Raw genomic sequence first — 25,153 nt, forward strand, 5'->3', positions numbered from 1 at the left:
ACATCATGGCGGCGATTTCGGGCCTGATCCGTGTGATGGAGAAAGCCGCGCGCAAGGCGGGCGGAAAACTGCGGCGCGATTTCGGCGAGGTCGAGCACCTCCAGGTCAGCCGCAAGGGACCGGCCGATTTCGTGTCGAAGGCCGATCAGATTTCCGAACGGACGATCTACGACGAACTGCTCCACGCGCGGCCCGACTGGGGGTTCGAACTGGAAGAAGGCGGCACGATCGAAGGCAAGCCGGGGATGCCGCGCTGGGTGGTCGATCCGCTCGACGGCACCAGCAACTTCCTTCACGGTATCCCGCATTTCGCGATTTCGATCGCCGCGCAGGAACCCAAGCCGGATGGGTCGGGCTGGGGCGAAGTGATTGCCGGCGTGGTCTATCAGCCGATCACTGACGAGACCTTCTGGGCGGAAAAGACCCGTGGCGCCTGGCTGCAGGACAAGCGGCTGAGAGTGTCGAGCAGGAAGAACATGGCGGATGCTCTCGTCGCCACCGGCATACCCTATGGCGGGCATGGCGACTTTGGGGAATGGACGCGCGTGCTGGCAGCCATCGGCCCGCAAGTAGCCGGCATCCGGCGCTTCGGTGCCGCATCCCTCGATCTGGCATGGGTCGCCGCCGGACGTTTCGACGGTTTCTGGGAGAGCGATCTTGCCGCATGGGACACGGCGGCCGGCTGTTTGCTGGTGCGCGAAGCGGGTGGGTTCGTGACCGATTACCGGGGTCGCTCCTTGCCAGTATGCGATCGGCAGGTTCTGGCCGCGAACGACGGCCTTCATTCCAAGCTGCACAAGAACCTCGCCGGCGCACTTAAGGGCTGACGGCCGCTTGCCGCGCGCTCTTGCGGCGGCTAAGCCGCGCTCCGCCTGTGCCCCCGTGGTGGAATTGGTAGACGCGCTCGACTCAAAATCGAGTTCCGCAAGGAGTGCCGGTTCGACTCCGGCCGGGGGCACCAGACCTGATTGCCGACCCGCCTAGAACGGGAAGGCGAAGTGGATGGCGACGATCGCCACTATCCCGGTGATTGCGTTCAGGGGCAGGCCGACGCGCAGGAAGTCGGTGTAGCGATAACCCGCCATTTGATAGACGATGACGTTCGTCTGATAGCCGAACGGCGTCGCGAAGGCGGCGCTTCCGGCCATCATCACTGCGACCAGGAACGGGCGAGGACTGACGCCGAGGCTTTCCGCGAGCGCGACCGCGATCGGCGTGACCAGCACCGCCACGGTCGCATTGGACAAAAGTTCGGTCAGGATCATCGTCACGAGATAAAGCACGATCAGCGCCGCAAGCGGGCTGATCTCGTCGGTCGATCCGATGAGAATCCGGGTGGCGGCATCGGCCAATCCGCTTTCTTCCATCGCGATCCCGATCACGACCATACCCGCGATCAGGATCAGGATATCCGGTTTGAGCCCGCCATACGCTTCGTCGGGGGTGATGACCTTGAGCAGGATCAGCAGGACGGCGCCGGCGAAGGCGCTCGCCGCGATGGGAGCGATATTCAAGGCCGCGGCGGCAATCGCGCCAAGGAAGATGGCCGAGGCGATCGCCGCCTTGATCGGCTGGAACGGGCGGGGCTCGGCAAACAGTTCCGCATGCCCGACCTGCACGTGAACGTCATCGGTCCCGGCGGCGGCAAGGCTGGCGAGACCGCGTCGCGTATCTTCCTTCTTTTCCTCCTCCGCGCCGTCTTCGTTGATCGACTTTTTCAGCAGCCGGCCGCTGAAAAGAAACAGGTAGAGTCCGCCGATGATTGCCATCGGCACTCCCACCGGGGTGATCTCGAAAATTCCGAAGCGTGGCTGGCCGGCAATACTCGCCATGTCGTCGACGAGCAGATTGGTCGAGGTGCCGATGAGCGTGCAACATCCGGTCAGCACCGAGATATACGACAACGGCATGAGATACCGCTTCGGCGAAAGCTTGAGCGCCTTTGCCACGTCGCGGATCACGGGCGCGCCGAGTACGACGATCGGAGTGCTGTTGAGGAAGCAGGAGACGACCCCGATCGCCGAGAGGAGCATCCATATGCCCGCGGCTCCCGCGCGCTTGCACGACTTGACCCCGGCCGTGATCGCGCGGTCGAGCAAGCCAGACAGTTCCAGCGCATAAGCAATGACGAATAGCGAGGCGAGCGCGATAATGGCCGGACTGGCGAACGCGCCCTGAACTTCGATCGGGCGGACGACGCCCGTCATGAGCAGAACCGCGGCGCCGCTTAGGGCTACCACGTCCGGTCGAACGACGTCCCAGATCAAAGCCGCGACCACTGCCGCGAGCACTATGAGGGTGAGGATCTCGTCGACGTTCACGTATGGCGCCAAGCCGGGGCGGCGGGTCGATAGCTGGACATGCGCGCCTTTCCTGCAGGAAGATCGCCCCAGCTTTTGCGGGGTCTGGAGTCTGCCTTCGGATTTGCCTATCAATTGGCCATGCAAGAGCCAAGCCCACGCGCCAGCCGTCTAGTTCTTGCGGGCGCGCTGGCCGCCGTGGTCCTAGTAGGCGGCGCAGGGTTTCTGCTTGGGCGGGGAAGCGCTCCGGAAGCGCTCTCGCCCGCACCTGTCGCATCACCAAAGCCCGATCCGTCACCGACACCGGCCGGCATTCTTGGACGAGCGGATCTGATTTCACTGGCGGCAGAAGCGGCCGATGCGTTTACCAGTCGCCGCGCGCCCGGTGAGGAGTTGGTCGATTCTGGCGGGCGGCGCTTTGAACTGCGTCTCCCGTTCGGATGCGAGGGTCCGGCGGAGCCCGATGCCGAAGTACCAATGCGTTGGCTCTATGACAGCGAGGATGAGACGCTCGGCTTCGTCATCGCGCCCGTTCAATGGTCGGGCGGCGCCTGGTGGTTTGACGAAAGCGCCCTCCGGGTCGAGGCGGTCGAAGGGTTCTGGATAGAGCATCCGTGGACTTCGAACGAGGCATGTCCAGCGCCAGCTGTCACGCCGGCGCGAGATGGCGAACTACAGGAATCCCCGGCGGAACCTCAAGCGCCCGGCACGGTACCCGAACCGACGCTGGCGATCGGCCAGGTCTTCCTAACGGACGGGCCTCGACGCGGTCGCCGTGACGGCACCGCCTACGAAGCCGTACTGCGGGTGCCGCCGGAGGAACTTGACGCTTCGAAAGGGTTCCGCCTGCGGATCAGCGGCAGGCTTGCGCGCGGGACCGGTGCGACGCCCATGGCCTGCCGCCAGGCCGCCGATGGGCGGCAGCGCCCGGTCTGCCTGATCAGCACCATCATCGACGAAGTAGCCATCGAGAATGGTGCCTCAGGTGAAACCCTCGCTGCATGGAGTACCAGCGGGCGGGCCGCGCCCGCCGTTGCGCCAGAGACTTAGTCGGAGGTTGTCGCCTCGCCCGAACGAGCACGCGAAGCCGCCATCAGCCCGTCGATCTGCTCGGCACGCTCAGGTTGTCCTGATTGGTCACGCGCAGCTTCGTAGCGGGCGATCAGGTCTCTTCTCTGCTCATCGGTCATGCGCGCCCACACCGCTGCGGAAACGCCGTAAGCGTTGAACGAAGCAGGCGCTGCCCCCGCCGTCCCGTTCGCGAAGTCGCTTTCGAGTGCGCCCGGCTGCGCAGAAGATCCCGCCCTATCCATCGGCTCACCGAAGCTGCGGTCGAAGGTGTCTGTCACCGCGAAAGCGGCGTGCGGCTGAACACTTTTGCGGGCAAGCTCTGTCGGGCCGGCGTGAGGAGATGAGCGAGTAGCGACAGGCTTCAATTCGCTGGCGGCCGCCTTGCGGTTTTCGCCATCGGCAAACACGCCGACCGCTGCCGTCACCGCGAGCGTAAGCACGGCGAAGTGGCGGTACATCTGCGCGCCGGTTGATGCGGTCGGTGCCTTGCGAACCATGCTCGGTGCACTAGCGCATCAAGGCTGAAGGCCTCGAAACCATGGATGGTTGCGGATTGGTTGACGGCCGCCGGAGACGGGGGATCCCCGACGGCCGTCTCTCCTCCCCAGGAGATCCTGTCAGGTGTAGCTGCCCAGCCGGTGATGCAGCGCGTTGATCTTCGCCAGTTCCTCCCGATCCTCGCAGCTGCGGGCATACGCGGTCAGCGCGGTGCGGAGGAGGCGGAAATCAGCAGTCGACAGCAGGGCGCGGGCGCGGCTGGGTTCAGGTGCGGGTGTCTCTTCGGTCATCGCGGTTATCCCTTACGCAGCGGCGAACTGGTTCATGGTGTTGTGCTCGCCGCCAGCCTTCAACGCGGCTTCGCCTGCGAAGTAGTCCTTGTGATCGTCACCGATGTCGCTGCCCGACATGTTCTGGTGCTTCACGCAAGCGATGCCCTGGCGGATTTCTTCGCGCTGCACGTTCTTCACGTAGCCCAGCATGCCGGCATCGCCGAAGTATTCACGAGCAAGATTGTCGGTGCTGAGCGCGGCCGTGTGGTACGTCGGCAGCGTGATCAGGTGATGGAAGATGCCCGCCTCACGCGCCGCGTCGGCCTGGAAGGTGCGGATGCGTTCATCGGCTTCGGCGGCAAGGTCGGTTGAATCGTAGTCGACACTCATAAGCCTGGCGCGATCATAAGCCGAGACATCCTTGCCCGCTTCTGTCCAGGCATCGAACACCTGCTGGCGGAAATTGAGCGTCCAGTTGAAGCTAGGCGAATTGTTGTACACCAGCTTGGCATTGGGGATCACCTCGCGGATGCGGTTCACCATCCCGCCGATCTGTCCGATGTGGGGCTTTTCGGTCTCGATCCACAGCAAGTCCGCGCCATTCTGCAGCGATGTAATGGAATCCAGCACGCAGCGGTCCTCGCCCGTGCCAGCGCGGAACTGGAACAGGTTGGACGGCAGGCGCTTGGGCCGCAGCAGCTTGCCATCGCGGGTGATGAGGACGTCGCCGTTGCCGATCTGGCCGGCATCGACTTCCTCGCAATCGAGGAAGCTGTTGTACTGGTCGCCCAGGTCGCCCGGCTCTTTTGAATAGGCGATCTGCTTGGTCAGACCCGCGCCGAGGCTGTCGGTCCGGGCGACGATCACTCCGTCCTCAACGCCGAGCTCGAGAAAGGCGTAGCGAACCGCACGGATCTTCTGGAGGAAATCCTCGTGCGGCACGGTGACCTTGCCGTCCTGGTGGCCGCACTGTTTTTCGTCGGACACCTGGTTTTCGATCTGGATTGCGCAGGCACCCGCCTCGATCATTTTCTTGGCGAGGAGATAGGTTGCCTCGGCATTTCCGAAGCCGGCATCGATATCGGCGATGATCGGCACGACGTGCGTTTCGTGGTTGTCGATGGCGTGCTGGAGGCGCTTGGCTTCCACTTCATCGCCACCCTCCCGCGCCTTGTCGAGTTCGCGGAACAGACCGCCGAGCTCGCGGGCATCAGCCTGGCGTAAGAAGGTGTAGAGTTCTTCGATCAGCGCGGGGACCGAAGTCTTCTCGTGCATCGATTGATCGGGCAGGGGGCCGAACTCGCTCCGCAACGCGGCGATCATCCAGCCAGACAGATAGAGGTACCGCTTGTTCGTGGTGCCGAAATGCTTTTTGATCGCGATCAGCTTCTGCTGACCGATGAAGCCATGCCAGCAACCCAGCGACTGAGAGTATTGCGCCGGATCGGCATCGTACGCCGCCATGTCCTCGCGCATAATCCTGGCGGTGTAGCGGGCGATGTCGAGACCGGTCGGAAAGCGATTTTGCAGCTTCATCCGCGCCGCGCTCTCGGCGTCGATCGCAGCCCACGGTGCGCCCGCGTTTTCGATTGTGTGGCGGAGGTCAGTGATGCTGCTTTGGTAAGTCATGGATCGATTCCCGTGTCGGCTTGTGTCGACTGAATGACACACCACGCTCCGGTTCGATCACAAAAATGACAAACAATCTTGTCAGTGGGGTGTCCTAAAGGCAATCCAATGTGAAAACCTGTAAAGGACTTTACAAATGCCCGAGGCGGGATTGTTCGTCGGTGCGGCGCTCCGACGGTTGCGAAAACGGGCCGGACTGACGCAAGCGGCCATGGCGAGCCGACTGGCCATTTCTCCCAGCTACCTCAACCTGATCGAGCGCAACCAGCGTCCTCTGTCAGCGCGCGTCGTGCTGCAAGTGGTGCAACAGTTCGATTTCGATCCGCGCAGCTTGCGGGAGGATGAGGCAATCGGCGGGGTCGACGGTCTCGCGCGACGGATGGCCGACGAGCGGTTCAGCGATCTCGGCATCGATCGGGACGAACTCGCCGAGATGCTGTCAGCCGCGCCGCAAGCGGCCGCGGCGTTCGCCCGCCTGTACGACAACGCGGGACCCGCCGAACGGCGCGAGGACCCGACCGATGCCGCTCGCCGCGAAATCGAGCGCTGGCGCAACCATTTCGCCGATCTCGATGCAGCCGCCGAAAGTCTCGCTGATGAATTGCGTCTGTCGCGCGGCGATACCTATACCGCGCTCGCTGAGCGGCTACGCGATCGGCATCAGTTGGGAATCCGGATTCTGCCGCGCGAGGTCATGCCCGACGCGCTGCGCAGGCTGGACCTTCATGCGCGGCAGCTTCAGCTGGGTGAAATGCTCGATCCGGCATCGCGCACGTTCGAGGCGGCGACCCAGATCGCGCAACTCGAATTCCGAGACGAGATCGCCAACCTTGCGGCTGGGGGCCAGTTCGCCGAGCCGGCGGCGCGCGCCCTGTTCGAACGACATCTCACGGCCTATGTCGCGGCAGCTCTGGTGATGCCTTATGGACGCTTCCTGCGCGCGTGCGAGGCCACCGGATATGACTTCCCCGTTCTGCTTCGGCGTTTCGGCGTTGGGTTTGAGCAACTGGCGCACCGGTTGACGACCCTTCAGCGCGTGGGACAGCGCGGGTTACCGTTTTTCATGGCCCGGCTCGACCGGGCGGGCCAGTATTCAAAGCGCTTTGCCGGTGCGAGCGGTGCGACGCTGCTGGAAAGCGCCAACTCGTGTCCCTTGTGGCATGCCCACCGCGCGTTCGAACAACCAGGCGAACTGTTCGTGCAGACGGTGCTGCAGGATGGCGCTGGCGCAGCACCCGCACATTGGCTGACGATCGCGCGCACCGTGGACGGGCGGGCCGGTGGGCGGTTCGTCGTCGTGTTGGGCCTGGAGGCGCGCTTGGCAAGCGAACTCGCGGCGGCTCGCGGCCGGTCGCTTCGGGCCGAGGAGGCGACGCCGTTCGGCCTTGGTTGCGATCGTTGCCATGTGCGTGGATGTCTTCAGCGCGCGCTCCCCCCACGCGGGACGACGCTCGCGTTCTCGTCCCTGGAGGAGGGCGTGACGCCGTTTCGGTTCTAGTCGTTAACCATCGATCGCGGAACCTGCGGACCCAGCCATTCGTTTCCGGTCAGCATTTTATGAGGGAGTGCCATCAATGGTTGACGAACGCATCACCGAAGTGAGGACGCCTGCCGGCGACACTCATACCACGCATACGGTTGTGACCGATGGCGAGCGCAGGGGCGGCGGGTCCGGCTGGGTCATCGCGCTGGTTCTGATCGTCGCCCTCATCGCTGCGATCTGGTTCTTTTCAGGCATGAGCAACTCGGAATCCGCAAAAGACAACGCCATCGCAGATGCCGCCAGCGATGTCGGCAACGCTGCCGAACAGGTGGGCAATGCTGCACAGGACGCTGCCGACAACGTGACAAACAATAACTGAGCCGTTCCACGCCCGCCCCGGTGTGCGTCAGGTCAGGGTCCCGCTGTAAAGTTTACCGACATTTCATCTCTCGGTCCTAGGGCTTGCCTCGATAGGAGCGCCCCGGGCCGAGACGATGATCCGCCTTTTCAAGCATTATATCCCGCACGCGGTGATGCTGCTGGGCCTGTTCGATCTCGCGCTGTTGCTGATCGCGGGGGAAGTTGCGTGGCAGGTTCGCGCATCGCAGATCGGCACAGGGACGGGGTCGCTCGGCGATCGCCTCGTCATGCTCGCAATGTTCGCCATGACAGTGTGGTTGGCGATGATCGCCGTCGGCACCTATGGCGCCGATGCCTTGCGGTCGATGCGCTATGCCGGCGCGCGGTTGCTGGTAGCGGTCAGCATAGGCATCATCGCGCTGTCGGTGATCGACTTTGTCCTGCCGGGTCACACGTTCTGGCGGTCCACCCTGCTGTATGCGATGTTCCTGGGGATCGCACTTCTGATCGCGAACCGTCTGCTGCTCGGATCGGTGATCGGCACCGCGGCGTTCCGCCGACGCGTCCTGGTGCTGGGCGATGGACTGCGAGCAAGGCGGATCAAGGAATTGGCGGAGCGACCGGAGAGCGGTTTCGCGGTGGTCAGCTTCATCGGGATGAACGAAGGTTCGCCGGTCATCGACGAGGCGATCCCCCGCGCAGCGATCCACGACCTTGGCCGCTTCGTCGAGAATATCGGCGCCAGCGAGGTGGTCCTGGCGCTGGAGGAGCGGCGCAATTCGCTTCCGCTCAAAGACTTGCTCCGGATCAAGACCCACGGGGTTCACGTCAACGATTTCTCCAGCTTCCTGGAACGCGAAACCGGGCGGGTCGATCTCGACACGCTCAATCCGAGCTGGCTCATCTTTTCCGACGGGTTCAGCTCGGGACGGGTGGTGTCCAGCGCGGCCAAGCGGGTGTTCGATATCGCGGCCAGCGGCCTGCTGCTCGCCCTGACGCTGCCGCTGATCGCCGTGTTCGCGCTCTTGGTGAAGCTCGACAGCAAGGGCCCTGCGTTTTTCCGCCAGACCCGAGTGGGGCTTTATGGCCAGAGCTTCCAGTTGGTGAAGCTCCGCTCGATGCGCATCGACGCCGAAAAGAACGGCGCTCAGTGGGCGCTGAAGGACGATCCGCGGGTCACGCGCCTCGGGCGCTTCATTCGCAAAGTGCGGATCGACGAGCTGCCGCAAGTCTGGACCGTGCTCACCGGCCGGATGAGCTTCGTGGGTCCGCGGCCGGAAGTGCCGCAGTTCGTCACCGACCTAGAGGACAAGCTGCCGTATTATGCCGAGCGGCACATGGTGAAGCCGGGCATTACCGGGTGGGCACAGATCAACTATCCCTATGGCGCCAGCGTTGAAGACGCGCGGGCCAAGCTGGAATACGATCTCTATTACGCCAAGAATTACACCCCCTTCCTCGACCTGCTGATCCTTCTGCAGACCTTGCGGGTCGTGCTGTGGCCGGAAGGCGCCCGCTGAGATGGCCCACGTGTGGATCGTTGCCGGTTTCTTCCTCAGCCTTGCGGCCGCAGTCAGCTGCACGCTGGTCGCTGCATTCCTGTGGCGCAAGCAAAGCCAACGCCGCGAACGCGGCGCGACCATCGCGGCGCTGGCGATCACCGCGCTGTGGTGCGTGACCCATGCCGCATGGGGACCACAGGCCACTGCTGCCAACCTGCTCGAAAGCGCCCGAAACGTGGCGTGGATCATCGTACTTTACCGGTTGTTCGGCAACGACGGGCGCGATCACAGCCTCGGGCCGATCCGTCCCCTGGTGATTGCGTTGTGCCTGGTCGAACTGCTGCAGGTCGGCGTCGTCATTCTGGATGCGCGTTTCGGTTCTCAGGCTCAGGTGCACTCCGTCACCCTATCCGTAACCGCACTGCTGCGAGCGCTGGTGGCGGTCGGAGCACTGGTGCTGGTGCACAACCTTTACGCCGGTGCCTCTGCCGTATCGCGCCAGGTGATCCGCTGGGCAGCGGCTGCGCTGGCGCTGATGTGGGGATACCAGCTCAATCTCTACACGGTGGCCTGGTTCGCGCGGACGATGCCTGCAGAGATGGTCGCGCTGCGCGGACTGGTCCCGGTGATTATGGCGGTGCTGCTGGCGATCGGCGCCAACGCGCGCGCTGCCGACCTCAAGCTGTCCGCGAGCCGCACGGTCGCGTTCCAGACCTTGTCGTTGATCCTTATCGGCGGTTACCTGCTGGTGATGCTGCTGCTGTCGCAGTCGCTCAGTCTGCTGGGAGGCGATTTCGCCCGGCTGACGCAAGTCGCATTCCTGTTCGCCGCGGCGACCGGTGCGCTGCTGTGGCTTCCATCGGCGAAGCTGCGCGGCTGGTTGCGGGTCAAAACCTACAAGCACCTGTTTCAGCACCGGTACGATTATCGGGCCGAGTGGTTGCGCTTCACCGGCACCATCGGCCGCGCCGGTCCCGAAGCGCCCGCGTTGCCTGACCGGGCAGCGCAAGCGCTGGCCGACATTACCGACAGCCAGGGCGCAGTGCTGTTGCTGCCAGCGGAGGACGGCCGTTTTCAGCTGGCTGGGCGTTGGCAGTGGCCGGAGGTCACTGTGCCTGCCAAGGCGTGCTCGCCCGAACTGGTGGCCACGCTCGAACGGGCCGGCAAGGTCGTCGAGTTGGACGAGGTGCGGGCGGGCGCCGGTTCATCCGGCGAGCAATCCGAGGTGCCGCCGTGGATGTGCCACGATCAGCGGGCCTGGGCCGTGGTACCCCTGCTGCATTTCGATCGGTTGATCGGTATCGCGCTGCTTGCGCGCCCCCCGGTTGCGCGCCGCCTGGATTGGGAGGACTTCGACCTCCTCAAGGTGGTGGGCCGGCAGCTTGCGAGCTATCTCGCGGAGCAGGCGGGTCACGAAGCCTTGATGGAAGCGGCGCAGTTCGACGAATTCAATCGCCGGATCGCCTTCGTGATGCACGACATCAAGAACTTGGCGAGCCAGCTTTCGCTGTTGTCGCGCAATGCGCAGCGCCACGCCGATAACCCCGAGTTCCGCCAGGACATGCTGGTGACACTGACCAAGAGCGCAGAAAAGCTCGACGCACTGCTTGCCCGCCTCGGCCGGTATGGCGCCAGCGGAAGCGCATCGCGGCAGTCCGTCGATCTGACAGCTCTGGCGCGACGGGTCGCCAGCCGCTGCGCCGCACTGCATCCGGTGGACCTGACGCGGGCGGATCAATGCACCGTTTTGGCCGACCCGGAAGGGCTGGAGCAGGCGTTGGTGCATCTGGTGCAGAACGCTATCGACGCAAGTCCGCCTGGCGTGCCGGTCTACCTCGACGTGTCGTGTGATGGGTTGCAGGGCCGGATCGAGATCGTCGATTCCGGCACGGGCATGAGTCCGCGCTTTTTGCGGGAGAGCCTGTTCAAGCCGTTCGTGTCTTCGAAGAATGGCGGCTTCGGCATCGGCGCGTTCGAGGCGCGCGAGCTGGTTCGCGCAATGGGCGGGCGCCTTGATGTCGAATCCCGCGAAGGACTGGGCACCCGCTTCTCTATCGCGCTCCCGCTATCGGCGGCTGCCGGATATCTCGAACAGAACTTCGAAAGTGAGGCCGCGTGATGCGCGAGGGAAAGCCACGCCTGCTGGTGATCGAGGACGACGAAGGGCTGCAAGCGCAGCTCAAGTGGGCGTACGAGGACTTCGCGGTGACGATCGCCGGCGACCGCGATAGCGCGCTTGCCGCCCTGCGCTCGGAGGAGCCGGCAGTGGTCACGCTCGACCTGGGGCTGCCGCCGGATCCCGACGGCACCAGTGAAGGTTTCGCGGTGCTCGATGCGATCATGGCGCTGAAACCCGATACCAAAGTGATCGTCGCCTCGGGCCATGGCGCACGGTCGAGCGCCCTCGAAGCGATCGAACGCGGCGCGTATGACTTCTACCAGAAGCCGGTCGACATCGACGCGCTGGGCCTGATCGTCCGCCGCGCGTTCGCCTTGCGCGAGATCGAGGAGGAGAACCGACGCCTTGCCGCCAAGGTAGGTGAGGACAAGACCGTGCTCGGCACGATGATAACTGCGGCGCCCGAAATGGCCAAGGTCGCGCGCACGATCGAACGGGTGGCCAATACCAACGTGTCGGTGATGCTGCTGGGCGCCAGCGGGACCGGCAAGGAACTGCTCGCCCGCGGGTTGCACCAGGCGAGCGACCGTCGGGGCGGGGCGTTCGTCGCGCTCAATTGCGCGGCTATTCCGGAGACGTTGCTCGAGGCGGAACTGTTCGGCCACGAAAAAGGCGCCTTTACAGGCGCCGTGCGCGCCAACGAAGGCAAGATCGAATTGGCGCACGGCGGGACCCTGTTCCTCGACGAAGTGGGCGACATTCCGCTACCGTTGCAGGTCAAGCTGCTGCGGTTCCTGCAGGAGCGCACGATCGAGCGGATCGGCGGACGCAAAGCGATCGAGGTGAACACCCGCATCGTCTGCGCCACGCATCAGGACCTGGAAGCCATGATCGGCGCGGGGACGTTCCGCGAAGACTTGTTCTATCGCTTGGCCGAGATCGTTGTGAAAGTGCCTACGCTCGCCGAGCGCCCGGGCGATGCCGTGCTGCTGGCAAAGTCGTTCCTCAGTCGCTTCGCGCCCGAGATGAACCCGCGCGTCAAAGGGTTCGCTCCCGATGCACTCTCCGCCATCGACGCGTGGCAATGGCCGGGCAACGTGCGCGAACTGGAAAACCGGGTGAAGCGCGCGGTGATCATGACCGATGGGAAACTCGTCAGTGCCGAGGATCTCGACCTCATCGCTCCGGTGGATGATGGTCCGGCCGAACTGCTCAACCTCAAGAGTGCCCGCGAGAAGGCCGATCGCACGATGATCCGCCATGCGCTGGCACGCAGCGAGGGCAACATCTCCAGCAGTGCCAAGCTGTTGGGCATCAGTCGTCCTACGCTTTACGATCTGCTCAAGCAGTATGATCTCCACGCGTGACCTGACACTGGCTCTCGCGCTGTTGCTGTACGGCTGCGGGGGCGGGACAGGGGCGGCGCGGTCCGATGATTGGCGGGCGGCACTCGCGCAAGGGGACGCCATCAGCGCGGAGTGGGCGCTGAAACGTGAACTTGAGGCAGGGCAGCCTGCGAACGAGTTGGCGCCGTTCCTGGGCGAGGCCGAATTGGCTCAGGGTAACCTGTCGGAGGCCCGGCGTTGGCTCGGCTCGGTGGAATTCGCCCCCGCCGTTGCGGCGCACGGGTTTCACATGCTCGGCCGCCTGCGCATGGCGGAGGGTGACTTACCAGGCGCGGGTCAGGCATTCGACCGCGCGCTGACGGGCGCTCCGGACAATCCTGAGCTTTGGCTCGATATTGCTCGCCTGCGTTATCGCGGCGGGGAGCAGGTGCAGGCAGCCGAAGCGTCGCATCGCGCCCTCGCGCTTGGTCCAGACAATGTAACGGCGTTATTGTTGCGTGCGCAGATGGAACGCGATGCGCATGGCAATGCCGCTGCTTTGCCGTTGCTCGAACGGGGGCTTTCGGTAGCTCCTGACGAACCCAATTTGCTGGTCGAATACGCCGCTACCCTTGGGGAACTGGGCCGCGCCAACGAAATGCTGGTAACAGTAAGGCACCTCGCCGCGGTCGCACCGGGCGACGGACGCGCGCTCTGTCTTCAGGCGGTTCTCGCGGCCCGCGGAGGCCGTTTTGACCTCGCGCGATCCCTGCTCCAGCGCAGCGGTGACGCGGTTCAAAGAACGCCGGCGGCAATGCTTTTGCTTGGAGTGCTCGATCTGGAAGGCGGGAACCCCATCAGCGCGGCGCAAGTATTTGATGGGGTGTTGCGACGTCAGCCGGACAACCGGCGTGTGCAGGTCCTGCTGGCGCGGGCTCTGTTCTTGGCTGGCTCCGATAGGGAACTGATTGCGCGGTTTTCCCAAGAGCAGCTCGATCCGTACGTCGCCCTGCTGGTGGCACGAGCATACGAGAACCAGGGGGATCGCGCCCACGCCGGCCTGTACCTGGACCGTGCACTGGCGCGATCGGCTGAGATGCGGGTGGGTGTGCTGCCCCCAGCGACATCGCTGGGCATGGCGCCGACGCGCGTTGTAGCGAGAGGAGCGGACGCCGTGACGCTGGTTCGTGGACTGATCCGCGCAGGGCGCACAGAAGACGCCCGCGCAGCTGCAAAACGCTGGCTGCTGAAACATCCCGGCTCGGCCGAGGCCATGGCCCTTGCGGGAGATGCAGCGTTTGTTGCGGGCGATTGGGCAGGAGCGATGCGGCACTACCACTCTTCAGCCGCGATCAAGCCTTCATGGCCGCTCACGAAGCGGATGGCAGCCGCGCTGAAGGCCGGGGGACACCCCGGAGCGGCCAAAGATCTCGTCGCCGCGCATGTTTGGGTCGGACCCGGCAATGCAAAGGCCGCTGCCGTACTCGCTCGCCGCAGCGCGTCCCTCGGCGGCTGACGCTCGACAAGCGCCGAATGGCCCGCCACAGGCGCGTCGTGCGGCGATTGTTTTCCAGCATCGATCTCATGGTGCGCCTGCTGGTGCTCGCGATTATTCTGGCTAGCATCTTTCCGGCGACTGGAGCTACGCGCGAAGTGGCACAGGACGTGTCGAGCGCCGCGATCTTCGTGTTGTTCTTCCTCAACGGGCTGCGGTTGTCGCGCGCCGAGGTGGTTCGGGGCATCGGGCACTGGCGCTTTCTGGTGCCGCTTGCCCTGTGGTGTTTCCTGGTGATGGCGCTCGCTGGCAAGGCATTCGAACTGGCCCTGGCACCAGCCCTGTCGCCGCTCGTGGCGTTGGGTTTCCTCTACCTTGGAGCGATGCCGTCGACAGTACAGTCCGCCACCGCGTACTCGTCGCTTGCGGGCGGCAACGTCGCCAGTTCGGTCGTGGCGGCCGCCCTGCTGAACGTGGCGGGCGTGTTCGTCGCTGCCCCCTTGTTCGCACTGCTGGGAGGCGGCGGAGCGGCGGAGATGGACGCCTCCGGCCTCGGCAAGGTCATGCTGATCCTGGTCCTGCCGTTCGCCCTCGGGCAAGCGCTACAGACCCGGCTGGCCCGCTGGGTGGGCGATCATCGCTCGCTCGTCAGCTGGATGGACCGCCTGTCGATTGCCATCGCCGTCTACGTGGCTTTCTCGGGCGCGGTCGAACAGGGACTGTGGACGGTGATCGGCGCACGAGAGTGGCTGGTGCTGCTCGCCGGCGTGGTGCTGTTGCTCGCTATCGCTTTTGCCGGATCGTGGATCACGGCGCGAGCCATTCGGCTGGACCGCGGCGATCGGATCGCGTTCCTGTTCGCCGGGGCGCACAAGAGCATCGCTATGGGCGCCCCGCTCGCGGCGGTGCTATTCCCGCCGGAAGTAGCCGGCATGGTGCTGCTGCCGTTGCTGATCTACCACCTGCTGCAGTTGGTCGTATCAGCGCCGCTTGCTACTCGGCTGGCGCGACATCCCCTTCCGGATGCGTCCGATTGAAGCGCACGGACCAGCACAGTGACAGTCCGATCAGGATCGCACCGATCAGGCCAGTGATGGTTTCCGGGATGTGCCAGCGCGCTGACAGCAACATGATCCCGCCCAGCACGATGATCGCCCAGAAGGCTCCGTGTTCGAGGTAACGATACTGCGCTAGCGTTCCTTTCTCGACCAGATGGATGGTCATGGAGCGCACGAACATCGCGCCGATCGACAGGCCCAGCGCGATCACGATCATGTTGTTCGACAGTGCGAAGGCGCCGATCACCCCGTCGAAGCTGAAGCTGGCATCGAGGATGTTGAGGTACAGGAACCCGCCAAGTCCGCTGCGCACCGCCGCGCCGAGCAGCCGCTGCTTTTCCTCGTGCAATTCCAGCATGGTGCTGACGCCTTCGACCGCGATGAAGGTGACCAGCCCCAGGATCGCCGCGACCACAAACGTGAGAGCGTCCGCCGATTCCAGCGTGAGCGAAATGCCCCAGACGGCAAGCAGCAACAGCGCAATCTCTGCTGCCGGCAGCGCGGCGAACCGGCCAAGAAACCGCTCAATCGTGCCGATCCAGTGAATGTCTTTCTCGCCGTCGAAAAAGAATTTCAACCCAACCATGGCCAGGAATGCGCCACCGAAGCCGGCGATGCCAATATGCGCGCTGGAAACGATCCGCTCGTACTCCAGCGGATCGTTAAGCGACAAGTTGACCGCGTCTATCGGACCTAGTCCCGCAGCGATCGCGACGATCGCCAGCGGGAATACGATCCGCATGCCGAAGACCGCGAACAGGATGCCCCACGTCAGGAAGCGCCGCTGCCAGACATGGTCCATGTTCTTCAGTACGGAGGCATTGACCACCGCGTTGTCGAAACTGAGCGAAATCTCGAGGACCGACAGGACCACGATGATCCACAGCATCTGTGCGGTGCCGGACATCGTGCCGGTGCTTTCCGCACCGTACCATACGCCCAGTCCCAGGCAGATAAGGGTGAAGATCAGCGATAAGCCGTAAAAGCGCTTGAGCGTGTCCATGGGGGGCGAGTGGCCTTATTTGGGCTGGTAGGTTTGGTCGGCGGTGGGGAATGCGCGGGCGCGCACCTCCCCGGCGTACGTGGCGGCAGCGTTCGAGATGACGCTGGCGAGATCTTCATACCGTTTCACGAACCGTGGCACCCGTTCGAACATGCCGAGCATGTCTTCCGTCACCAGGACCTGGCCGTCGCATTGTGCCGATGCACCGATGCCGATGACCGGTATTTCGAGGCTTTGGGTCAGCGCCACCGCGATGGGTTCGACCACGCCTTCGGCAACGACCGCGAAGGCGCCTGCCTCCTGCACCGCCCTGCCGTCGGAAATGATCTTGGCGTGCTCCTCCTGGCTGCGTCCGCGCGCGCCATAGCCACCAAGCGCGTTCACCGCCTGAGGGGTCAGGCCGACATGGGCCATCACGGGAATTCCGCGGCCCGACAGGAACGCGATAGTCTCCGCCATCGCCTGGCCCCCCTCAAGCTTGACTGCCGCGCACCCCGTCTCGGCCATGATCCGGCTGGCGCTTTCAAACGCCCTTTGCGGGCTCGCTTCGTAGGCGCCGAATGGCATGTCGACGATCACCAGGCTGTGATAGCTGCCGCGCACCACGGCGGCGCCGTGGGCGATCATCATCTCGAGCGTCACCTGCAGGGTCGAAGGCAGGCCATAAATCACCTGGCCTAGCGAATCTCCCACCAACAGCATGTCGCAATGTTCATCGAGCAGCTGCGCCTGGCGCGCGGTATAGGCAGTCAGCATGACCAAGGGCTCACCGGTTGCGCCGCCGGTCTTGCGACCCTTGATCGCCGGGACCGTCAGCCGGCGCATCGGCTGGGGGGTCGGATTTGCGCGGCTGGTCGCGGTATCGAGTTGGAAGGTCGTGGACATCGCCAGCGCTTTAGCGGCGAGGCGTGGGTGGGGAAAGCGTTTCGAATAGGCTTGCCATGGCATCCAGCGACGTTAGCTACTCACCTCATGAGGGAGGCAGGCCGCCCACGGTCGCCTGACAAGAGGGATACGGGTCCATGATACTCGATCGCGTCAAGCCGCTCGACGCCATTTTGGCGACGGCGCAAAAGAAGTCGCTGCATCGTTCCCTGGGTTGGTTTCAGCTGACCCTGTTCGGGATCGGCTGTGTGATCGGCACGGGGATCTTCGTGCTTACCGCAGCAGGGGCACAGAAAGCAGGCCCGGGTTTGATGCTGGCGTTCGCCATAGCGGGTGCCATCTGCATCGTCGCGGCGCTTTGCTACGCTGAAATCGCAGCGATGATCCCGGTGGCGGGATCAGCTTATACGTACACTTATGCGACCATGGGCGAACTGCTCGCCTGGACGGTCGGATGGGCGCTCGTGCTTGAATATGCCGTCGCTGCCAGCGCCGTGTCCGTCGGCTGGTCGGGCTATTTCACGGGAACGATCCTGAACGAATTTCTGGGCATTCAACTGCCCGCTTACCTTTCGGGAGCGCCGCTGGCGCTTGGCGGGGTCGAGGGTGGGTTCATCAACCTCCCCGCGGTCGTGATCGCTCTGCTGGTCACTTGGCTGCTGATGATCGGCACCACCGAAAGCGCGCGGGTCAATGCGGTGCTGGTGGCAATCAAGGTGACGGCGCTGACCGCGTTCATCCTGCTGACCCTGCCGAGCGAGTATTTCTCGAGCGAAAAGTTCAATCCGTTCCTCCCCGCCGGCGTGTTCGGTGGTTTCGGATCCGGTCTTGGAGCGGTGGGCGCGGCGGCGACCATCTTCTTCGCCTACGTCGGGTTTGACGCTGTCTCTACGGCGGCGGAGGAAACCAAGAACCCGCAGCGCAACGTGCCGATCGGCCTGATCGGATCGCTGCTGTTCTGTACCGTGTTCTATATCCTCGTGGCAGCAGGTGCCATTGGAACGGTCGGCGGCCAGCCGATCATGGGACCCAACGGCGTACCGTTCCCTGCCGGCTCCGAAGAACTGGCTCGCCAGTGCGCCACCTACGCCGCCGACGCGCTGCCGCTGGTCTGCTCCAACGAGGCGTTGGCGCATGTGCTGCGTCAGATCGGCTGGTCCGGCGTGGGCAACATGCTGGGCATCGCAGCTTTCGTTGCGCTTCCTTCGGTCATCCTGATCCTGTTGTTCGGCCAGACTCGCGTGGCGTTCGTCATGAGCCGCGATGGGCTTCTGCCCCAATCGTGGAGCCAAGTGCACCCCAAGTGGAAGACCCCGCACGTCATCACGGCCATCACCGGCGTCGCCGTGGCGTTCGCGGCGGCTTTCCTGCCGGTCGGCAGGCTGGCGGACATCGCCAACGCCGGCACGCTCTATGCATTCATGATGGTTGCCATTGCGGTTATAATCCTGCGCAAGACCGCTGCTGACGCTCCGCGCAAGTTCAAGACTCCCGCGCTGTGGCTGATCGGCCCGTTGACGATCGCAGGGACGATCTTCCTGTTCCTGAACCTGCCGATGGATGCGATGCTGGTGCTGCCAATCTGGGGAGTGATCGGCCTGGTAGTCTACTTCGCATACAGCCGCCGCCGGAGCCACCTTGGCCAGGGGATCGTCGAAGTGGTCGATGACGTCGCGGGTGAGGAAACGATGGTGCCGATCGATCCGCCGTCGCGGTGACAAGGCTTCCCGCTTTGAATTGAAGAAGGGCCGCTCCTGGTTGCAGGAGCGGCCCTTCTTCAAATCTGACAGAGATGGATGTTAGAGACGAGCTTCGGTGTGGTTGTCGGCGACATCCGCGCGCACATCCATGCCCATCGCCATCTTGGCAGTTGTGAGAATGCCCTGGTCGGCCGCCCACAATTCGGCATTGCCGAGATCCATGCGTAGCATCAGCAGGTTGGGATCGTCCTTGCCGCCGGGGAAATATGCTTCGACGAAGTTCGACCACTGCTTGTCTAGCCGTTCACGGCTCGTTTCCTCGGTCAGGACACCTTCAAAACGGGCGAACATGTCGTGCCCCTTGCTGGCGAAGGTGCAGGTGGCGGGGCCCATCTGGGCGAGATGGTTGTCCTTGGAAGTGAAGAACCAGATGGCGTGGTTCGCGTCCTTGTCGAGTTGCGCGGTCATCACCACCGCGTCGTTGGCGGTCGATTGCAGCGACACGAAAACAAAGGGGGAGTCAGCAAACGCATGCCAGAACTTCTGCTTCAGCTCATCGGCGTTGCCCTGATCGTACTTCATGTGTGGGTCTCCTTGTTCGCAAGGTGAACGGAATGCCATGAACGAGGTTCCGCGTTGCGAATCGATCTGCCTTGGAACATACAGGGAACAGATGAGTCGTTTCACCGCCATGACCCACGCTGCTCTTCCAGCCGCTCTTGTCCCTGCTTCCGAGCTGGCGCGTGTCTCCACCCGTGCGCCCCGGTGGCGGCCGGGGCTGGCGCCGCCGCATCACAGCGAAGTTTTCGCGCCCGCCAACGAAGCGAGCGGAGCCGCGGCGGCGCTGGCGCTGGCCATTGATGCCTTGCGCATGGGGCGGCTCGGTGCGGCTGAACAAGCTGGGGATGATCGCCCGTTGCTGTGGGTGCAGGACCGTGCCGCGCTCAAGCTTAGCGGGCGGCCCTATCGTGCGGGGTTGCCAGCCAGTCTGCGCCACCATCTGATCCACGTCATCTGCGAAAGCAGCGAAGACGCGCTGTTCGCGCTCGAGGAAGGCCTGCGCTGCCGCGATGTCGCCGCGGTGGTCGGCGAAGTGGTTGGCAATCCCAAGGCGCTTGATTTCACCGCTTCACGCCGGTTGACGCTGACCTCCGAAAAGCATGGCGTGCCGTTATGGCTGGTGCGGCTTGATGCCGCGCACGACCTGTCTTCGGCGCGCATGCGATGGGACGTGCGCGCCGCCCCGTCGCCGCAGCCGTGCTGGAACCATGAGGCACCCGGCACTCCCACCTGGCGCGCGGACCTGTTCCGCGCCCGCATGCATCCTCCCGGCACATGGATCCTGAACGATGGCGGAAACGCTCTCGCCGCGGCTCACCCCGCCGATCACCCGGACGTCTCCGCCACGCCGTATCCTGTCGGTCTGGCTTTCGCGGCTGGCGATCGACAGTTGGCGGCTTGGTGAAGGGCTGGCACGCGGGGAGGGCGCCGACGCCGAACCGCTCGCGCTGATCACCGAAACCGCGCACGGTCCGCGGATCGATGCCGCCAACTATGCCGGTCTGGCGGCGGGCGCGCGCCCAGGCATGATGCTGGCCGATGCCCGCGCGCTGTGCCCGCAGATCGCGGTGATGCCGAGCGATCCCGCGGGCAATCGCGCGCTCCTCGAAAAGCTTGCGGTATGGGCGCTGCGCTGGGGCCCATGGTCGGCGCTCGACGAACCGGATGGACTGCTAGTCGACGTGACCGCCGTGGCGCATCTGTTCGGCGGCGAGGAGCAGCTAGTCGCCGATGTGCGGGACAAATTCGCCGCTCGCGGGTTCTCGCTGCGCTGCGCGATCGCACCGACCGCGGGCGCGGCATGGGCGCTGGCGCATCACGGGCCCGGCGGCACGATCCTTTCTCCGGCGGATGACATGGCCGCCGCTCTGGCTGACTTGCCGGTTGCGGCTCTGCGGCTTGATGAGGACGTGCTCACCGTATTGCGCCGGCTGGGTCTCAAGCGGATTGGTGATCTGACCGTCCGGTTTGGGGAAGCCCGGGGGCGCGACGCGCTGCATCGACGGTTTCGTAGCAAGTCTCCCACCGCCAACCCGCTGATCCGCCTCGACCAGCTGCTGGGACGCATCTCCGAACCATTGCTGCCGGTTACGCCGCAGACGATGCCGCTGGTGCAGCGCCGACTGATGGAGCCGATCCGCCACCGCCCGCTGCTCGACACCGTGGTCGCCGATCTGGCTGCCGACATGGCCCAGGCTCTGGAAGCCCTGGCCCAGGGCGCTCGCCGGCTGGAGCTGGGCATGTGGCGGGTCGATGGCGAAGTGGCGGTGCGCCAGCTCGAACTCGCCGCGGCGACGCGCGAACCGGCGCATATCACCCGGCTGTTTGCCGCCAAGCTGGATGACATCGATGCCGGTTTCGGCATTGAGACCGTGCGCCTGCGCGCCAGCTGGACCGAGCCGCTCGCGCTTGCACAATCCGATATCGAGGCTGCAGCCGAGGTGCAGGGCACCAGCCTGGCCGCGTGCATCGACCGGCTGACGGTACGCCTGGGCCCCGATGCGGTGCGGCGTCCGGTGGCGTATGCCAGTCATGTTCCGGAACGTGCGCAGCGCTGGCAACCACCGCTCGATCCGGCACCCCCGACCCAGGGACACCTAGCGTTTCATGCCCGCCCTCTGAAGCTGCTCGACCGCCCGGAAAGGATCACCGTTATCTACCCCACTCCCAAGGGGTACCCAAGGTCGTTTCGCTGGCGCGGTCACCTCCATGAAATCGTCCGTGTCGAAGGACCCGAACGGATCGCACCCGAATGGTGGCGCGAGAAGGGCAGTACCCGCCTGCGCGATTACTACCGGATCGAGGACCGGGAAGGCCGCCGCTACTGGATCTACCGACTGGGCCTGTTCGGCGACGGGCGCGGCGGAGAGCCTGACTGGTTCCTGCAGGGATTATGCGCCTAGCGCCTCGGCCAGCGCCAGCGCATCACCGGTCGCGGCTGACGAGGCGGTGTTATCGAAGATGCACCAGGCCTCGCGCCCAGCTTCAAGCTCATCCCGCAAGGCCTGCGCATAATGTCCGATCCGGTCGGCATAGCTTGACCGGTACATCACCGGCGATCCGTGCAGCCGCCAGTAACCGAGACCGCGCCACCCACCTGGTTCTCCGGCACCCGGATGACGCGCAGGATCGGCTGCCACCCGCGCGACCCTGAGCTCGCCAAGCAGCGCATCGGCCTCATCTGCAAACCAGCTTACATGGCGCGGTTCGCAGGCGATCGCCGCGGTGCTGCGGGATGCCAGATCGACAAAGAACCGCCGCGCCACATCTGCATCAAACGCGAGGCTAGGCGGAAGCTGGACCAGCAACACCGCAAGTTTTTCGCCGAGCCCGTCCGCCTCGCCAAGGAACGTCGCAACCGCTTCGCCGCAGCCGATCAACCTCGCCTCATGCGTGATTACCTTCGGCACTTTGACTGCAAACCGGAAATCGGCCGGTACGCTGTCGGCCCAACGCTCCCAGGTGGAAAGGCGGTGCGGGCGGTAGAACGAACTGTTGATCTCCGCCGCGTCGAACACGGCGGAATAGCGCTGTAACCCGCTGCCTTCGATCGGGAACCGGTCTGCCGCCTGGCGGGCGATGCTCCAGCCGGCGGTGCCGATGCGAAAGGTGCCCATGAACTCTCAACGCATCCGGAAACCACAGGTTGCGCAGAAACCCTGTTGGCGAATCCTACACAAGAACATATATGGAACAGATGGGCCCGCAAACGATCATCGAGAAGCTGGAAATCCTTGCCGACGCGGCCAAGTACGATGCCTCGTGCGCATCCTCCGGCACGGTCAAACGCAGCTCGGCGGGTGGGAAAGGGATCGGCTCGACCGAAGGGATGGGCATCTGCCACGCCTATGCGCCCGATGGCCGGTGTATTTCGCTGCTCAAGATCCTGCTGACCAACCATTGCGTGTTCGACTGCCATTACTGCATTAACCGCAAGAGCTCGAATGTGCGCCGCGCGCGGTTCACTCCCCAGGAAGTGGTCGACCTGACGCTGAGCTTCTATCGCCGCAATTACATCGAGGGGCTGTTCCTCTCTTCAGGCATCGTGAAGAGTTCCAACCACACGATGGAGCAGCTGGTCGAGGTCGCGCGCATGCTGCGCGAAGAGCACGACTTTCGCGGCTATATTCACCTCAAAACCATTCCCGAAGCTGATCCCGAGCTGGTGCATCAGGCCGGTCTCTATGCCGACCGGGTATCGATCAACGTCGAATTGCCGACCGATGCCGGGCTGGTGCGGCTCGCGCCTGACAAAAGCGCGCGCCAGATCGAAGGCGCAATGGGCAAGGTGAAGAGCGACATCGTCGAGGCGAAGGACGCGAAGAAGCGGTTCAAGCATGCGCCGCGGTTCGCCCCTGCCGGGCAATCGACGCAGATGATCGTCGGTGCCGACGCGGCAACGGATGCCGATATCGTCGGCAAGGCCAGCCGGCTGTACGACAACTTTCGCCTGCGCCGGGTTTACTACAGCGCCTTCAGTCCAATTCCCGACGCGAGCGCGGTCCTGCCCCTGAAGCGGCCGCCGTTGATCCGCGAGCACCGGCTCTACCAGTCTGACTGGCTGATGCGGTTTTACGGCTATCAGCCGGCCGAGGTCATGCAGGCGACTGAGGCCGATGGTAACCTGCCGCTCGACATCGATCCCAAACTGGCCTGGGCGCTCAAATTTCGAGAGCGCTTTCCGGTGGATGTGAACCGCGCGCCGAAGGAAGCCTTGCTGCGCGTGCCGGGCCTGGGCGTGCGCGCGGTACAGCGTATTCTCGCCAGCCGCCGCCACCGGACGATGCGGCTCGACGACGTGGCCAAACTGACCGTGTCGATCGCCAAGGTGCGCCCGTTCATCATCACTGCCGACTGGCGACCGCTGATGCTGACCGATCGCGCGGATCTGCGCGCGCTGCTGGCACCCAAAACGGAGCAGCTGGAGCTGTTCGCGGCATGAGTGCGCCGTTCCGCGACATGCGTTTGCCAGGCGCGTTCTGCGTCACCATGCTTGAGCCCGATGACTTCGAGTTCTGGCGCGATCAGGCGCGGGCGATGGTCCAGTGTGACGTGCCGCCCGACCGGGTCGCGTGGAGCGATCCAAGCGTGGCGAGGGATTTGTTCGCCGGTGGCCGCCGTCGCCTTCCGGCGATACCGCCTGGGGCCCGTCCGGTGCGCGCCAGTCGCGCGTTCGTGCAACTCGCCAAAAGCGCGATCTGCCATTCGGATGCAGCGCGATTTTCGCTGCTCTACCGCTTGCTGTGGCGGTTGCAGGCGAACCCGCGGCTGCTGGAGGACGGCGCCGATGCTGATGTCCGGCGGCTGGAGGATCTGGCGAAGGCGGTGCGGCGCGACATCCACAAGATGCGGGCCTTTGTTCGTTTCCGCCTGGTCGAAGAGGGTGATGAAGAACACTACGTCGCATGGTTCGAGCCTGAGCATCACATCTTGCGGGCAAACGCCGGGTTTTTCGTCCGCCGCTTTGCCAACATGCGCTGGTCGATCCTGACGCCCAAAGGATCGCTTCACTGGGATGGCGACCGGCTGGAGGAAGGCCCGCCCGCCCAGCGCTCCGATGCTCCTGCCGGTGATCCGACCGAGGATTTATGGCGCAAATACTATGCGTCGATCTTCAACCCTGCGCGTTTGAAGATCGGGGCGATGCTCAAGGAAATGCCTCGCAAGTACTGGAAGAACATGCCCGAAGCGGCGCTCATTCCCGAGCTGGTCGCCGGGGCACAAGCGCGGGAGTCGCAGATGGTCGCCGCAGGCACGCTGGACATGGGTGAACGGCCGTCCTCGCTCGAAGCGATCGACAAGGCGATCCACGCCTGCCGGATGTGCCCTATCGGTCTGCTCGACAATCACGCTGTGATGGGCGAGGGTCCGCAGGACTACGCCAAGGGCTTTTCCGGCTTGATGATCGTGGGCGAACAGCCGGGGGATCAGGAAGACCTCGCCGGTCGCCCCTTTGTCGGACCTGCGGGGCAACTGCTCGACCGCCATCTGGAGCGTGTCGGCATCGACCGGCGCAGCGCTTACGTCACCAACGCGGTCAAGCACTTCAAGTTCGTCCAGCGCGGCAAGCGCCGGCTGCACCAATCGCCAACATCCAAGGAAATCGACATCTGCCGCTTCTGGGTGGAAGGCGAGCGTGCGCTGGTCCAGCCCAAGCTGGTCCTGGCAATGGGTGCCAGTGCCGCACGCGGGATGCTGGGCAAGACGGTCAGCATATCCCGGGCGCGCGGCGTGCCGCATGCGTTGGAAGACGGCAGCGAACTATGGGTCACTGCACATCCGTCGTACCTGTTGCGCCTCGACGGGCCCGCTCGCGACGAACAATCGCGCCTGTTCGATGCCGATCTTCTGGCAGTGAAGGAACGGCTCGCGCAACTGGTTCAAGCCTAGGCC

The 25,153-nt window shown here is 64.4% G+C and carries 22 protein-coding genes and 1 tRNA gene; 15 read left to right on the top strand and 8 right to left on the bottom strand.

What is annotated here, in order from left to right:
- Window positions 1-5: 5 nt before the first annotated feature.
- Both C0V74_RS01240 and C0V74_RS01245 read left to right on the top strand, forming a co-directional pair.
- Window positions 6-827, top strand: coding sequence for an inositol monophosphatase family protein (locus tag C0V74_RS01240; RefSeq protein ID WP_143250278.1), 822 nt, complete (start codon window positions 6-8; stop codon window positions 825-827).
- A 49-nt stretch (window positions 828-876) separates the two neighbouring features.
- A tRNA-Leu gene (locus tag C0V74_RS01245) sits at window positions 877-961 on the top strand.
- A gap of 19 nt (window positions 962-980) precedes the next feature.
- On the opposite strand, the gene C0V74_RS01250 is transcribed toward C0V74_RS01245, so the two are convergent.
- A complete protein-coding gene (locus C0V74_RS01250) occupies window positions 981-2,321 on the bottom strand; it encodes an SLC13 family permease (RefSeq protein ID WP_143250279.1) in 1,341 nt (446 codons plus the stop codon).
- A 456-nt stretch (window positions 2,322-2,777) separates the two neighbouring features.
- Here C0V74_RS01250 and C0V74_RS01255 point away from each other — a divergent pair, with 456 nt between their 5' ends.
- A complete protein-coding gene (locus C0V74_RS01255) occupies window positions 2,778-3,350 on the top strand; it encodes a hypothetical protein (RefSeq protein ID WP_143250280.1) in 573 nt (190 codons plus the stop codon).
- Here the strand turns inward: C0V74_RS01255 and C0V74_RS01260 are convergent.
- The 3 genes from C0V74_RS01260 to C0V74_RS01265 all read right to left on the bottom strand — a co-directional run bounded on the left by C0V74_RS01260 (window position 3,347) and on the right by C0V74_RS01265 (window position 5,770).
- Window positions 3,347-3,868 (bottom strand): hypothetical protein, encoded by a 522-nt coding sequence (locus C0V74_RS01260; RefSeq protein WP_131623337.1) that lies wholly within the window; start codon window positions 3,866-3,868, stop codon window positions 3,347-3,349. The two genes, C0V74_RS01255 and C0V74_RS01260, sit on opposite strands and share 4 nt — an antisense overlap.
- A 120-nt stretch (window positions 3,869-3,988) precedes the next feature.
- Complete coding sequence (locus tag C0V74_RS12795) at window positions 3,989-4,159, bottom strand: hypothetical protein (RefSeq protein WP_168194122.1); 171 nt, start codon at window positions 4,157-4,159, stop codon at window positions 3,989-3,991.
- A gap of 12 nt (window positions 4,160-4,171) precedes the next feature.
- Window positions 4,172-5,770, bottom strand: coding sequence for an isocitrate lyase (locus C0V74_RS01265; protein ID WP_143250281.1), 1,599 nt, complete (start codon window positions 5,768-5,770; stop codon window positions 4,172-4,174).
- Between the two features lie 136 nt (window positions 5,771-5,906).
- Between C0V74_RS01265 and C0V74_RS01270 the strand changes: the two genes are divergently transcribed.
- The 7 genes from C0V74_RS01270 (at window position 5,907) to C0V74_RS01300 (ending at window position 15,091) form a co-directional block, all read left to right on the top strand.
- Window positions 5,907-7,268 carry a short-chain fatty acyl-CoA regulator family protein gene (locus C0V74_RS01270; protein WP_143250282.1) on the top strand — a complete coding sequence of 454 codons (1,362 nt, stop codon included), beginning with the start codon at window positions 5,907-5,909 and terminating at the stop codon, window positions 7,266-7,268.
- Window positions 7,269-7,344: 76 nt separating this feature from the next.
- Complete coding sequence (locus tag C0V74_RS01275; protein ID WP_143250283.1) at window positions 7,345-7,632, top strand: hypothetical protein; 288 nt, start codon at window positions 7,345-7,347, stop codon at window positions 7,630-7,632.
- Between the two features lie 115 nt (window positions 7,633-7,747).
- On the top strand, window positions 7,748-9,133 hold the full coding sequence (locus tag C0V74_RS01280) for a TIGR03013 family XrtA/PEP-CTERM system glycosyltransferase (RefSeq protein ID WP_143250284.1): 1,386 nt from the start codon (window positions 7,748-7,750) through the stop codon (window positions 9,131-9,133).
- Between the two features lies 1 nt (window position 9,134).
- Window positions 9,135-11,234 carry an XrtA/PEP-CTERM system histidine kinase PrsK gene (prsK, locus tag C0V74_RS01285; RefSeq protein WP_143250285.1) on the top strand — a complete coding sequence of 700 codons (2,100 nt, stop codon included), beginning with the start codon at window positions 9,135-9,137 and terminating at the stop codon, window positions 11,232-11,234.
- Complete coding sequence (gene prsR / locus C0V74_RS01290; protein ID WP_143250286.1) at window positions 11,234-12,601, top strand: PEP-CTERM-box response regulator transcription factor; 1,368 nt, start codon at window positions 11,234-11,236, stop codon at window positions 12,599-12,601. Before prsK ends, prsR begins: the two co-directional genes overlap by 1 nt.
- A gap of 157 nt (window positions 12,602-12,758) precedes the next feature.
- Complete coding sequence (locus C0V74_RS01295; protein WP_168194123.1) at window positions 12,759-14,075, top strand: tetratricopeptide repeat protein; 1,317 nt, start codon at window positions 12,759-12,761, stop codon at window positions 14,073-14,075.
- 17 nt (window positions 14,076-14,092) lie between these two features.
- Window positions 14,093-15,091 carry a bile acid:sodium symporter family protein gene (locus tag C0V74_RS01300; protein ID WP_143250288.1) on the top strand — a complete coding sequence of 333 codons (999 nt, stop codon included), beginning with the start codon at window positions 14,093-14,095 and terminating at the stop codon, window positions 15,089-15,091.
- Here the strand turns inward: C0V74_RS01300 and C0V74_RS01305 are convergent.
- Both C0V74_RS01305 and panB read right to left on the bottom strand, forming a co-directional pair.
- Window positions 15,048-16,115: a DUF475 domain-containing protein gene (locus tag C0V74_RS01305; RefSeq protein ID WP_143250289.1), complete on the bottom strand. Its 1,068-nt coding sequence runs from the start codon at window positions 16,113-16,115 to the stop codon at window positions 15,048-15,050. The two genes, C0V74_RS01300 and C0V74_RS01305, sit on opposite strands and share 44 nt — an antisense overlap.
- A 15-nt stretch (window positions 16,116-16,130) precedes the next feature.
- Window positions 16,131-17,000, bottom strand: a complete 870-nt coding sequence (panB, locus tag C0V74_RS01310; RefSeq protein WP_143250290.1) for a 3-methyl-2-oxobutanoate hydroxymethyltransferase — start codon at window positions 16,998-17,000, stop codon at window positions 16,131-16,133.
- 137 nt (window positions 17,001-17,137) lie between these two features.
- On the opposite strand from panB, the gene C0V74_RS01315 reads away from it, so the two are divergent.
- Window positions 17,138-18,718: an amino acid permease gene (locus C0V74_RS01315; RefSeq protein ID WP_143250291.1), complete on the top strand. Its 1,581-nt coding sequence runs from the start codon at window positions 17,138-17,140 to the stop codon at window positions 18,716-18,718.
- Between the two features lie 81 nt (window positions 18,719-18,799).
- On the opposite strand, the gene C0V74_RS01320 is transcribed toward C0V74_RS01315, so the two are convergent.
- Window positions 18,800-19,282 (bottom strand): pyridoxamine 5'-phosphate oxidase family protein, encoded by a 483-nt coding sequence (locus C0V74_RS01320; protein WP_143250292.1) that lies wholly within the window; start codon window positions 19,280-19,282, stop codon window positions 18,800-18,802.
- Between the two features lie 91 nt (window positions 19,283-19,373).
- On the opposite strand from C0V74_RS01320, the gene C0V74_RS12980 reads away from it, so the two are divergent.
- Both C0V74_RS12980 and C0V74_RS01330 read left to right on the top strand, forming a co-directional pair.
- A complete protein-coding gene (locus C0V74_RS12980; protein ID WP_210413427.1) occupies window positions 19,374-20,165 on the top strand; it encodes a hypothetical protein in 792 nt (263 codons plus the stop codon).
- Window positions 20,050-21,663 (top strand): DUF6504 family protein, encoded by a 1,614-nt coding sequence (locus tag C0V74_RS01330; protein WP_143250293.1) that lies wholly within the window; start codon window positions 20,050-20,052, stop codon window positions 21,661-21,663. The genes C0V74_RS12980 and C0V74_RS01330 overlap by 116 nt, the downstream gene beginning before the upstream one ends.
- Here the strand turns inward: C0V74_RS01330 and C0V74_RS01335 are convergent.
- Window positions 21,652-22,377, bottom strand: coding sequence for a DUF72 domain-containing protein (locus C0V74_RS01335; protein WP_131623313.1), 726 nt, complete (start codon window positions 22,375-22,377; stop codon window positions 21,652-21,654). The genes C0V74_RS01330 and C0V74_RS01335 overlap by 12 nt on opposite strands.
- Window positions 22,378-22,457: 80 nt before the next feature.
- Here C0V74_RS01335 and C0V74_RS01340 point away from each other — a divergent pair, with 80 nt between their 5' ends.
- On the top strand, window positions 22,458-23,702 hold the full coding sequence (locus tag C0V74_RS01340) for a putative DNA modification/repair radical SAM protein (protein ID WP_131623905.1): 1,245 nt from the start codon (window positions 22,458-22,460) through the stop codon (window positions 23,700-23,702).
- The gene (locus C0V74_RS01345) at window positions 23,699-25,150 is read left to right on the top strand and encodes a UdgX family uracil-DNA binding protein (protein WP_210413428.1); all 1,452 of its coding nucleotides are present in this window, start codon (window positions 23,699-23,701) and stop codon (window positions 25,148-25,150) included. Before C0V74_RS01340 ends, C0V74_RS01345 begins: the two co-directional genes overlap by 4 nt.
- The last annotated feature ends 3 nt before the right edge of the window (window positions 25,151-25,153 follow it).

It is taken from the genome of Altererythrobacter sp. TH136 (genome assembly GCF_007065885.1).
Lineage (GTDB): Bacteria > Pseudomonadota > Alphaproteobacteria > Sphingomonadales > Sphingomonadaceae > Tsuneonella.